General features: G+C 73.5%; 6 protein-coding genes. 2 read left to right on the top strand and 4 right to left on the bottom strand.

The window, feature by feature from the left end; genetic code table 11:
* Positions 1–173 precede the first annotated feature (173 nt).
* The 4 genes from ACWD26_RS04180 to ACWD26_RS04165 form a co-directional block, all read right to left on the bottom strand.
* Positions 174–1478: a PrsW family intramembrane metalloprotease gene (locus tag ACWD26_RS04180; RefSeq protein WP_451266035.1), complete on the bottom strand. Its 1305-nt coding sequence runs from the start codon at positions 1476–1478 to the stop codon at positions 174–176.
* 134 nt (positions 1479–1612) lie between these two features.
* Complete coding sequence (gene trmB, locus ACWD26_RS04175) at positions 1613–2458, bottom strand: tRNA (guanosine(46)-N7)-methyltransferase TrmB (RefSeq protein WP_451266033.1); 846 nt, start codon at positions 2456–2458, stop codon at positions 1613–1615.
* Positions 2459–3248: 790 nt separating this feature from the next.
* A complete protein-coding gene (lhgO, locus tag ACWD26_RS04170) occupies positions 3249–4460 on the bottom strand; it encodes an L-2-hydroxyglutarate oxidase (RefSeq protein WP_451266031.1) in 1212 nt (403 codons plus the stop codon).
* 200 nt (positions 4461–4660) lie between these two features.
* The gene (locus ACWD26_RS04165) at positions 4661–6085 is read right to left on the bottom strand and encodes an MFS transporter (protein ID WP_451266029.1); all 1425 of its coding nucleotides are present in this window, start codon (positions 6083–6085) and stop codon (positions 4661–4663) included.
* Between the two features lie 724 nt (positions 6086–6809).
* Between ACWD26_RS04165 and ACWD26_RS04160 the strand changes: the two genes are divergently transcribed.
* Both ACWD26_RS04160 and ACWD26_RS04155 read left to right on the top strand, forming a co-directional pair.
* Complete coding sequence (locus ACWD26_RS04160; protein WP_451266027.1) at positions 6810–8903, top strand: asparagine synthase-related protein; 2094 nt, start codon at positions 6810–6812, stop codon at positions 8901–8903.
* 214 nt (positions 8904–9117) lie between these two features.
* The gene (locus ACWD26_RS04155) at positions 9118–12468 is read left to right on the top strand and encodes a BTAD domain-containing putative transcriptional regulator (RefSeq protein ID WP_451266025.1); all 3351 of its coding nucleotides are present in this window, start codon (positions 9118–9120) and stop codon (positions 12466–12468) included.
* Positions 12469–12512 lie beyond the last annotated feature (44 nt).

Here is a 12512-nt window from a genome sequence, read left to right as displayed (position 1 = left end):
TCCGGCCGGGGGAGAGACACCGGGCAGGGGCAGGGGCAGGGGTCCCGTGGCCCGTACCGGCGCTGCAGGGCTTCCCGCAGCGAGGTGTTGGGCGGGTGCCCGCGGGCCCCCAGCCCGGCACGGCCCCGACCCGCCAACCGGCAGCGCGCGCAGCGCCACCGCCGGCCCTGGCGCTAGTACCGGTACGGGTTGTACGCCGGATACCGGGCCATCCCGTAGACCACCGGCTGCGGATACCCGTACCCGTATCCGTACCCCGGTCCGACCTCCCGCCCCGCGTACCCCATCGCCGGCCGGGCCAGCTCCCGCCTCCGCCACAGCTCGAACAGCAGCTCCCGCTCCCGCAGCGCGAAGTCACTCCCGGCTCGCCCCCGCCGCCCCCGGTACCGCAGGAACGCCAACTTCGTCGCGTACGCCTCGTATTCCCCGACCGACCGAGCCCCCGGCTTCCCGAAGTGGTGCGCCGCATACTCCCGCGCCACCCGCCGGGCCCGCATCGACCCCAGGACATACGGCTCGGCCGGCGTCAGCCACCCCGCGGCCGCATACGCCGGCAGCTCCTCCCGCACGGTCCGCAACTCCCGCTGACGCAGCCAGATCACCAACCACGACAGCAACCCGAACGCCGGCACCATGAACGCCGCGTACACCCCGAAGAACCCGTACTCGCCGAACGTCGCCGACCCGTTCCAGATCGCGTGCATCCCCATCGCGAGCAGCAGCCCGCCCACCGGCACGAGCACCCGCCGCACCCGCTGCCACTCCGCCGAGAACGCCGCCACGCCGAACCCGATCCCCGTCAGCACGGTGAACAACGGATGCGCGAACGGCGACATGATCACCCGTACGAAGAACGTGGCCGCGGTGACCGACGCCAGGCCACTCCCCCCACTGAGCTGATCCGTACCGAACGCGGTGCCCAGATACAGAATGTTCTCGGTGAACGCGAACCCGGTCGCCGTGACCCCCGCGATCACCACCCCGTCCACGATCCCGGTGAAGTCCCGTCTCCTGAACAGGAAGACGAGTAAGACAGCCGCGGCCTTGGCGGTCTCCTCCACCACGGGCGCTATGACGGTGGCGCCCAACGTGTCGGCGTGCGACGGGTCCGCCGTCGCGGTCGCTATCCACCGCGTCGCGAAACTGTTCGCCACGATCGCTATGAGCGCCGCCGCGCACGCCCCCCACGCGAACGCGAACACCATGTTCTTCCAGGGCCCCGGCTCCACCCGGTCCAGCCACCGGAACGCCGCCATGAGCATCGGTACGGGCAGCACCGCGAGCCCCAGCCCGACGAGAAACCCCTCCGTCCCGGTCTGTTCGCGGACGAGCGCGAGGATGACGAACCCGGAGACCCCGAGCAGTGCGATGAGCGCGCCGTACTTGACGCTTTTCCGCTGCCACCAGCGCGTGGGCCTGAACGCGTGTCCACCGGCGGGTCCGCCGGGGTGCGTCGGATAGGGGGGACTGGTGGCCATTGCATTGACCCTAACGAGGGATGGGCGCCGCCCGCGACGACGCGTGGTGCGGGCCCGCCGGACTCCGTCCGCCGGACTCTGCCTGGCGGGCCGCGCCCGCCGAGCCGCGCCCGCCGGACTGTGAACGACGGCCTTCAGACGCCTGTGGGGGGTTGTTCGGACTGCTGCTCCTGCTCCTGTTCACGCTGCTGTACGCGGCGGAAGAGCAGATCGTTCACCACATGACCCTTGTCCAGTCCCTGCCCCTCGAAACGGGTCAGCGGCCGGAAGTCGGGACGTGGCGCGAACCCGCCGTCGGCCCGGGTGTTCTCGAACGCCGGATGCGCGGTAAGTACGTCCAGCATCTGCTCGGCGTACGGCTCCCAGTCCGTCGCGCAGTGCACGATCGCCCCCGGCCTGAGCCGTGACGCGACGAGGTCGAGGAACTCCGGCTGGATCAGCCGCCGCTTGTGGTGCCGCTTCTTCGGCCAGGGGTCGGGGAAATAGACCCGCAGCCCGTCCAGCGAGTCGGGCGCGAGCATTTCCCTCAGCAGGATGATCGCGTCCCCGTTGGCGACCCGCACATTGGACAGGCCCTCCCGGTCCGCGAGGTTCAGCAGGTTGCCCTGACCCGGCGTGTGCACATCCACGGCGAGCACATTGGTCTCCGGGGCGGCGGCGGCCATCCGCGCCGTCGCCTCGCCCATCCCGAACCCGATCTCCAGCACGACGGGCTTCTCGTCCCCGAACAACTCGACGAGATCCAGGGCCCGCCCGTCGATGTCGAGCCCCCACTTGGGCCACAGCCGCTGCAACGCGTCCGCCTGCCCGGCCGTCACCCGGCTCCGCCGGGGCTGGAAACTCCTGATCCGCCGCTCGAAGTGCGCACCGGCGGGGTCCGCCTTGGGCCCGTCGGGGAACCGAGGCTCACCCTTGCCCCGGGCACGCCGAAGGGAGGCACCGGTGGTGCGGGGCTCGGAGTCATCGACGAAGTCAGACACAGTGCCCCAATTTTACGGCGCCCCGAAGCCCCCCGAGCCACCTGCCCCAGCCTTCCCGGCACCACCGAAGCCCAGCCCGGCACACCACAAGCCCCTCGGCCCCCGAAGCCGGGCCCGGCCCGACACGGGTCCCGGTCGCTGAACGCAGCTCAGCTTGCTGCGAGGCGCCCCGGTCGCCGGGCCCGGTCCGGCTTGCGGCAAGGCCGCCCGGTTGCCGAAGTCAGCCGGCTTGCTGTGAGGTCCCGGTCGCTGAATGCAGCCCGGTTCGCTCCGGGCCCCTCGGTTACCGAAGTCCGGTTCGGCTTGCTGTGAGGCTGCCCGGTTACCGAAGTCCGGTTCGGCTGGCTGCGAGGCTCTCGGTCGCCGAAGCCCGGCACGGCTTGCTGTGAGATTCCGGTCGCTGAACGCAGCCCGGCTCGCTCCGGGCCCCGGTCGCTGAACCCAGCCCAACGCCCCCCGAGGCCCCGCTCACCGAAGCTCAGCTTCCCCGTCTGGAGCTCGCCCGGCCCCCACCATCCCGTCCGTCACCGCGCTGCCCTGCCCGTACTGGCCCAGGCCGCATGCGGGCAGTGATCACTTGCCCCACTGGAACCCGTCCCGTCCCGCCCCGCTCCACCCAGCCCGTCCGGCGTCTGAGGACGAGGCCGGAGCCGACGGGGGTTTGGGGGCGCAGCCCCCGAACAGGCCAAGGTCGAAAGGCGGCGCCCCTCCAGACACCCCCCACGCCCCCGGGGTCGAAGGGGCAGCGCCCCTGGGGGATGGGACGGGTAGGGGCGGCGGGGGCGAACCCTCACACCTGAGCCAACGCGGCCAGCGCCCTCCGCCCGACCTCCCGCCCGATCGGCAGCGAAGCCGTAGCCGCAGGCGAAGGCGCGTTCAGTACATGCACGGCCCGCGCCCCCTCCCGTATCAGGAAGTCGTCCACCAGCGTCCCGTCCCGAAGCACGGCCTGCGCCCGCACCCCCGCCGCCGCAGGCACGAGGTCCCCTTCGGACACCCCCGGCAGCAGCCTCCGCACCGCCCCGGTGAACGCCTTCTTCGACACCGACCGGCGAAGCTCCCCCGCCCCGTACCGCCAGTGCCGCCGAGCTATCCGCCAGGAGCCGGGCCACGCCAGCGTCGCCCCCAGCTCCCGCACCCGCACGGTCCCCCACCCGTACCCCTCGCGGGCCAGCGCGGGCACGGCGTTCGGCCCGATGTGGACGCCCCCGTCGATCCCCCGGGTCAGATGCACCCCGAGGAACGGAAACGCCGGGTCGGGCACCGGATACACGAGTCCACGGACCAGCTCGGGCCGCGCCAGCTCGTAGTACTCCCCCCGGAACGGCACGATCCGCATCCCGGGCTCGTCCCCGGTCATCCGCGCCACCTCGTCACAGTGCAGCCCGGCGCAGTTCACCAGCACCCGCCCCCGTACGACGTCACCGCCCCGGATCCGCACGGCGACCCCCAGCGCGGCCCGCCGGTCGATCCGCTCGACCGCCGCGCCGTACCGGATCTCGGCGCCGGACGCCCGCGCGAGCTGCCGGGCGACGCCCACGAAGTCACAGATCCCGGTGGTCCCGACATGTATGGCCGCGAGCCCGCGCACCTCCGGCTCGTACTCGGCGATCTGGGCGGCGCCCAGCTCCCGCACCGGAATGCCGTTCTCCCGGCCGCGCTGCACGAGCGCGTGCAGACGAGGCAGCTCCGAACGCTCCGTGGCGACGATCAGCTTCCCGGTGACGGCGTGCTCGATGCCGTACTCGGCGCAGAACTTCACCATCTCGGCGGCGCCCTTGACCGCGTACCGCGCCTTCAGCGAACCCGGCCGGTAGTAGATCCCGCTGTGGATGACCCCGCTGTTCCGCCCGGTCTGGTGCCGGGCCGGCCCCGGCTCCTTCTCCAGCACGGTCACGCGCGTCCCCGGCGCCGCCCGCGTGATCGCGTACGCCGTCGACAGCCCGACGATCCCGCCGCCGACCACGAGCACATCACAGTCGTAAGCGCCCTGCCTCCGCACGCGCCCCACCTCCCGACTCCGATAGTGCACTGCACCACTGACAATGCCCTCAAACCCGGAAGACGTCTTCATGACGCCGGTCACGCAGGCCGCCCCCCAAAAGGGCGCGGGGAACCGCGCGAGCAGCCATGACGCACCCGCAGTCCCAGAACCACACAAAACCCGACAGCCGGGTAGTGGCCCGGGGCCAAGCGGAGCGCTTACGCAGGCGTCATCAACAAGGGCCGCGCCCTCTCCCTCAGCTCGATCACCCGCGGCTCATCCCCGTACGGCTCCAGCCGATGCAGCAGATCCTTCACATACTCGGTGGTGCGGGCCGACGAAATGCGCCCCGCGACCTCCACCGCCCGCACCCCCTGCTCGCACGCCGCATCGAGGTTGCCGGACTCCAGCTCCGCGACCGCCGACACGACGAGCCGCAGCCCGTGCGAGCGTACGAACTCCTCCGTCGGCCGCGACAGCGCCTGCTCGGTGAAGCGGCGCACCTGCCGCGGCGCCTTGAGGTCGCGGTAGCACTCGGCCGCGTCCGCGGCGAACCGGTCGTAGCCGTAGAAGCCGAGCCAGGTCGGGTCGTTGTCGCCGTCCCGGGCCCTCTCCAGCCACCCCTCCGCGGCCTTGAGGGCCGCCCCGGCGGCCACCGCGTCGCCCGCGCGCGCGTGCGCCCTCGCCTCGACGAGCCGGAAGAAGCTCATCGTGCGCGCCGTGGCCAGCCCTCGGTTGCGTTCGAGCGCGGCCTGCGCGAGATCGACGCCCTCGTCGCCGAAGCCGCGGTAGGTCGCCTGCAGGGACATCGTGGCGAGCACGTACCCGCCCAGCGGCACGTCGGCCGCGGCGCGCGCGAGCCGCAGCGCCTGGATGTAGTACCGCTGCGCGGCCTCCTGCTGGCCCGTGTCGAAGGCCATCCAGCCGGCGAGGCGGGTGAGTTCCGCGGAGGCTCCGAACAACGCGCGGCCCACCTCGTCGGAGTACGAGCCGAGCAGCAGCGGCGCCGCCTCGACCCGCAGGCACTCCGGCACCATGGACGAACGCCAGTCGCCGCCTCCGTACTTGGAGTCCCAGCGCCTGGCGTCCTCGGCGGCCTCCCGCAACTTCCGCACATCGCTGTGGCCGACTTTCAGCGGCGACCCGGAGCCCTCCGCGGAGCCCGCCTCGCGCGCCACCGAACTGTCGGCCGGGGTTATCAGCCAGCGTGAGGCGGGCGTCGCGTAGGCGCTCACCGCGAACGATCCGGCGAGGGACTGCCAGATGCCGCCCGAGCCGGCGCGGCGGCCGGCGAGGTCGAGGCGGTACAGCTCCGTCGCCGCGCGCACCGCCTGGCCGACGTCACGGGGGAAGGCGAGGCCCACTTCGGGGGCGGGATCCGCGTCCGCCAGGCCGATCTCGTGGAGCGGCACCGGGCGGCCGAGTTTCTGGCCGATCGCGGCCGCGATGAGATGCGGCGCGGCGCCCTGGGGGACCATGCCCTTGGAGACCCACCGCGCCACCGAGGTCTTGTCGTAGCGAAGTGTCAACCCGCGTTGAGCGCCAAGATCGTTGACGCGTCGCGCGAGTCCTGCGTTGCTGATTCCCGCGAGGGCGAGAACGGCGCCGAGCTTTTCGTTCGGCCCGCGTTGCTCCCTGGACATTGCGCCACCCCTCGAACAGACGGCTGCCGCGGCGGCATAGGCACGCGGCATTCGTAAACCCAGCGTAGTTCGCCGCATCCCAAGCGTTAAGGGGCCCAAATCCGGATGGCGGGATTGTGGTCCGTACGAAAGTACGGACAGAGTACGGAGTGTTGTCACGTGCTCCCGCTGTGTGGCCGTGCGCCTGTCCGTGCGCTCTTCTCCGGCCACCGGGGGAGCGGTTCCATGGTCGTGCGTGGGTCGGCCCGCTGTACTGGATCCAGTGGGCTGGGGGACACCGCCGCCTACATCCCCGCGGGCGGCGGACCGGTCCGGGAGGCGAACTCCGCCTCCCGGACTGTGCGTTGACACTGAGTTGCCATCGGGGGCGGTACGGAGGGCGGGCCAACTCCGCCCTTCAGGGCCGATTTGGCCGAAAATCGACGGTGGTCGTCGAGGGTGAATACCGCTCCGACCACGTCTCTTGAGGGCGCGTTAGGTGTTTTGGGGGAGCGTACCGGGGGCGCATTCACGTCGTAGACCCGGGGTCCACCTTTGTCGACCACCCTTCTTCCAGGGCTACTTGGGGGCGACTCGAGGGTGCGACGGGGGAGCGCTCAAGGCTCCCCAGGGGCGCACTTACCGGTGTGCAGCCACGCCACACGCCCTCCGACAAGCCTCCTTCGTGGCAGCATGGGAGCCGTTCGTACGGTGCACTGGTTGTCCACAGCCTGTGGAGGCGTCGATGCGGTGGTTGGTGGGATGGAGCAGTACCGCCGCTGGCGCACCCGTCTTCGGCTCCGCCAGCGCCACCGGACCCGACGGCGAGACCGTGCACCCGGTCGGCTCCCACCTCCTGTGGGGCGACCCCGACCCGCTGTGGGCCGTCGGCGACTGGCGCCCCGACGAGGTCCGCGTCGTCCAGGCCGACGCCCAGACGAAGATCGCCGTCCTCGGCATCTGCGGCGCCTCCGACGAGCAGCTGCGCGTGGGCCTGTTCGCCGCCCGGGGCGGCGCCCTGCGCCATCTGACCGCCTGGCCCGGCAGTTACACCGCCGTCGTCCAGGTCGGCCGCCGGGTGACCGTCTGCGGCGACCTCGCGGGCGCGCGCCCCGTCTTCTACACCCCCTGGGCGGGCGGCACGGCCTACGCGACCGCCGCGCTCCCCCTCGCCGACCTCATCGAGGCCAACCTCGACTTCGGGCACCTGGCGGCCCTCCTCGCCGCCCCCGACGTGCCGGACGCCCTCCACGACTCCACCCCGTACGACGGCGTGCGCCGCATCCCCCCGGGGCACGCACTGATCCTGCGCGCCGGTGCGCGCGAGATCGCGGGCTACGAGCCGGTCGCGTCCCTCGCCGTCGCCGCCCCCTCGGCCGACCCGGCCAGCGCGGTGGACGCCGTCCGCGACGCCCTCGTCGAAGCCGTACGGGCGCGCCTGTCCGCCCCCCGGCACGTCCCCGACGTCGACCCCGGCCCGGTCCCCGGCATGGGCCCGGCCGAGCGCCGCGCCGCCCGGGGCATGCCCGTCCCCGGCATCGGCGCCGACCTCTCCGGCGGCCCGGCCTCCGGCACCCTGGCCCTGCTCGCCGCCGGCCTGCCCGGCGCCCCCGGCACCGTCCTCGGCCACGGCACGGGCGCCGGCGAGCGTCTCCTCGCCGTCACCTTCAATGACCTGGCCACCTCCGGCCGCGAAGCCGAACTGGAACGCGCGGGCACGCTGGCCGCCAACCCCCGCCTCCACCACGTCGTCGTCACGGGCGGCGAGGAGGTCCTCCCGTACGCGGACCTCGAAGGCCCCCTGACCGACGAACCGGGCCCCTCCCTCGTCATGGCCGCCCGCCACCGCGCCCGCCTGGCCTCCGGCAGCGCCGACCACTTCACCGGCTACGGCGCCCGCCAGGTCCTGGACGCCCACCCCGCCCGCCTCGCCGACCTCCTCATGGACCGCAAACGCCGCCACCTGGTCCGCCCGGTCGCCGCCCTCGCCAAGGCCGACGGCTCGGTGATGGTCCCCGCGCGCGTGTACGGCGCCGCGCGCAGACTGGCCCGCACCTCGTACCGGTCCGGCGTCGAAGTCCTCGCCGACCGCCTCATGCAACGCCGCTTCGAGGAACCCGGAGGCGCGGTGGGAGCCTCCCTGGCGGCGCTCACCTGGGCCAGACCGGGCCCCGCCGCCCGCTGGCTGACGGGCGAGGCCCTGGCAGAAGTATCGATTCGCCTGGGTGCGACGACGGGCCGCCCCTCCGTCGGCCCCGGCCAGCGCCCCGGCGACTTCCGCGCCCGCGCAGCCCTGGCCCGCCACGCGGCGGACCTGCGCATCCTCGAACAGGCGGCGGAGATCCGCTCCCAGCGCCTCCACACCCCGTTCCTGGACAACCAGGTCGTCCGCGCCTGCCGCGCCCTCCCCGAGGCCCTCCGCGTCCAGCCGGGCGCCCGCGCCGCCATCCTCCGTACGGTCCTGGAGGGCGCCGGCGTCACCGACCTCCCGCCCGGCTGGGGCGCCCCCTCCCACGCGACCTCCACCGCCGCCGCCCGCACCGGCCTCCGCGTGGCCGCCGACACCCTGATCACCCTCTTCGACACGCCCCTGCTGGCCCAGGCGGGCCTGGTGGAAGCGAGAGTGGTCCGCAAAGCCCTCCGAGCGGCAGCAGAAGGCGAACCCCTCCCCCTGGACGGCCTCGCCGACCTCGTCTCCCTGGAACTGTGGCTACGCCGCCTGCTCTCCCGCCGAGGCACCTGCTGGACAGGCACCCCGGCCCGCCAACGAGCGGTCCCAGCCGGCATCACCCCCCAGCGGGGCGCCCTGGGAGCGGGGGCAACGGCCAGACGGGGATGACCCGAGAGGGGCGCGGGGAACCGCGCGACAAGCCACGACGAACCGCCACGTACGGGACCCACCCCAGCGCCCCTCTCATCCCCCAGCGGGGGTCCGGGGCGGCAGTCCCCCGAATACGGGGTCGACGGGGCAGCGCCCCTGGGCATGCGCCGGTTAGGGACGGCGGGGGCGAGAAAACCCCCGCCCGCCCCAGCCAAGAGGCAAGAATGACCCGGTGCGGTACACGATCCTGGGAACAACCGAGGCGGCGAACGACGACGGCACCCCCATCCCCCTCCCCGGCCCCCGCGTACGCGCCCTCCTCACCGCCCTGGCCCTACGCCCCGACCACCCCGTCCCCACCCTCACCCTGATCACCGAGATCTGGCCGGACACCCCACCCACAGACGCCCCCGCCGCCCTCCAGGCCCTCATCGGCCGCCTACGCCGAGCCCTCGGCAAACACACGATCACCTCGGAACCCGGCGGCTACCGCCTCGTCACCACCCCCACCGCCGTGGACCTCTTCACCTTCGAACGCCTGGTCCACGACGCCAGGACCGCCCTGGCCCACCACGACCCCGCCACCGCCGCCACCACCCTCCGCGAGGCCCTCACCCTCTGGCGCGGCCCCGCCCTCGCCGACCTCCCCGACCGCACCGCCGCCACCCGCCCGGAGGCCCTGCGCACGGAGGCCCTCCGCACCCGCATCGAGGCGGACCTGCGACTCGGCCGCGCCCCCGACGTCGTACCGGAACTCCGCGAACTGACCGAGGCCCACCCCCACGACGAACCCCTGCACGCCCTCCTCATCCGCGCCCTGCACGCGACGGGTCGCACGGCGGAGGCCCTGACGGCCTACGAGGACGTACGCCGAACCCTGCGCGACACCCTGGGCACCGACCCGGGCCACGAACTACGCACCCTCCACCAGACCCTCCTCACCCCGAACGCGCCCGTCGCGACCACCGCACCCGTACCCACCTCCACCCCCACCCGCCCCCGAGCCGGAAACCTCCGCCCCCGCCTGACCTCCTTCGTCGGCCGGGAAGCCGACCTCGACGCGATCCGCTCCGGCCTGCGCGGGGCCCGCCTGGTCACCCTCACCGGCCCGGGCGGCAGCGGAAAGACCCGCCTGGCCGAGGAGGCCGCCACCGGCCACCCGGAGGCATGGCTGGCCGAACTCGCCCCGCTGGACCGCCCGGAGGCGGTACCGGGCGCGGTGATCAGCGCCCTGGGCCTGCGCGAAACCGCACTGATCCCCCACGACCTGCGGCACCCCCAGGACCTACGCCAACCCCACGAACCGTCACCCCCGCACGACGACCCCCTGACCCTCCTCGTGGAGCACTGCGCCCACAGAGACCTGCTCCTGATCCTCGACAACTGCGAACACGTGATCGACGCGGCCGCCGAGCTGGCCGAGACCCTGCTCACCCACTGCCCCGGCCTCACGATCCTCGCCACCAGCCGCGAACCCCTGGGCGTACCCGGCGAGTCCGTACGCCCGGTGGAGCCCCTCCTCCCGGCCCCCGCGCACCGCCTCCTCGCGGAGCGCGCCGCCTCCGTGCGCCCCGGCGCGGACACCGTGCTCCGCGCCGACCCCGACGCCGTGGACGAGATCTGCCGGCGCCTCGACGGCCTCCCGCTGGCCATCGAACTGGCCGCCGCCCGGCTCCGCCTGCTCACCCCGCGCCAGATCGCCGACCGCCTCGACGACCGTTTCCGCCTCCTGACCTCCGGCAGCCGTACGGCCCTGCCCCGCCAGCAGACCCTGCGCGCCGTGGTCGACTGGTCCTGGGACCTGCTGGACGAGCGCGAGCGCACGGTTCTCCGCGAGGTGTCGGTCTTCGCCGGCGGCTGGGACCTGGAGGCGGCGGAGGCGGTCTGCACGGGAGGCCCCACGGCCGACGTCCTCGGCGCCCTCGTCGACAAGTCCCTGATCATCGCGACGCCGTACGAGCACGACGTCCGCGTCATGCGCTACCGCATGCTGGAGACGATCCACGAGTACGCCACGGAACGCGCCACCGAGACCCCGGAGCTCCGCGCCACGGCCGAACTCCGCCACCGCACCTGGATCCAGGCCCTCCTGTCCGAGGCCGACCCCCGACTCCGCTCCGCCGGCCAACTCCCCTGGATCCACCGCCTGGAGACCGACCTCGACAACATCCGGGCCGCCCTCCACCGCGCCCTCACCGCCGCCGACGAACCCGCCGCCACCGCCCTCGCCCTGTCCATGGGCTGGTTCTGGTGGCTCCGCAACTTCCGCCACGAGGGCGCCCACTGGGTGGACCGCATCCTCACCCTGACCACCACCCTGGACGGCAACGGACCTCCCCCGAGCACCCTCGCGGCCGACCACATCGCCGCGTTCCTCGCGGCTCCCGCCCCCTCCCAGAACCCCCACCACGCCCAGCACCCCCGCCACCCCCACCGCATCGCCCTCCGTCTCCTCCAGCTCGCCCTGGTCGCGGAGTCGGGCCCCATCGGCGTACCGCACGACCCGAGGGCCCGCGAGTACGTGGCGCGTCTGAGGGAGGAGTCCGGCCACACCGGCCCGGCCGCCGCCCGCTTCCCCGGGCTGGTCTGGCCCCTGACCGCGTACGTCCTGGACGGTGCCGCCGAGGTCGACATCCGTGCGCTGATGGACGAGGCGGTCGCCAACTCCCGCGAGCACGGCGGCGACTGGGAACTCGGCTTCACCCTGATGCTCCGCACCCACATGCTCGTCGACTCCTCCGGCAACCAGCACGGCGTGGAGGACGACCTCGCCGAACTGCGCGCGATCGCCGACCGCGTCGGCGACCGCTGGATACGCGCACAGGTCCACAGCGCGGCCGGCGAGGCGGCGATGGCCCGTGGCCGTTTCACGAAGGCCAGGGCGGAGTACGAGGAGGCGCTGCGCCTCGCCCGCGAGGTCGGCGCGAACACCGAGTCACCGTTCCTGATCGCCCGCCTCGGCGAGATCGCCTACCGCCTGGGCGACCGCGAGTCCGCCCTGGCCGCGCTGGACGAGGCGACGGCCGCGGCCGACCGTTTCGGCGCGCCGGACTCCCGGGCCTTCGTCTGCCTCCTGCGCGCCCATATGGCGCTGGTCGACGGCGAGACCGCGCACGCCCGTGATCTGTGGCGACTGGCCCGAGAGGAGACCCGCCGGGGAACGCCTCCGCCCCAGTTCAAGGCCTTCCTCGACCTGGTCGACGGCCTCCTCACGACCGCCGAGTCGGGCCCGGAACCGGGCCTGCGCAGACTGACCGACGCTCTCCGCACCGCCGTGGACAACCGCTGCGCGGAGACGGTCACGGCGGCCATGGCCGACAGCGCCGCGACCGTACTGTCCGGCCTCGGCGACCACCCGTGCGCGGTACGCCTCCTCGCCGCCGGGAACAGCTGGCGCGGCGACCACCCCCGCCCGCTCCCGCTCCCCGACGAGCACGGCGCCGAACGCGCCGAGGCCGCCGCCCTCGCCGCCCTGGGCCCCACCCGCTACGAGGCCGAGCACACGGTCGGCACGGCCTACACCCCGACCGACGCCCTGTCCGACCTGTCAAAGGCCTTGAAGGCCATCGGAAAAGGGCCCTGAAAGCCATCGGAGAGGGCCCTGAATCCATGAGCTGACCTTTTATC

The organism is Streptomyces sp. NPDC002787, from assembly GCF_053592095.1.
The sequence above is the reverse complement of the archived record's forward strand: the minus strand, read 5'-3'. Positions and strand labels throughout refer to the sequence as shown.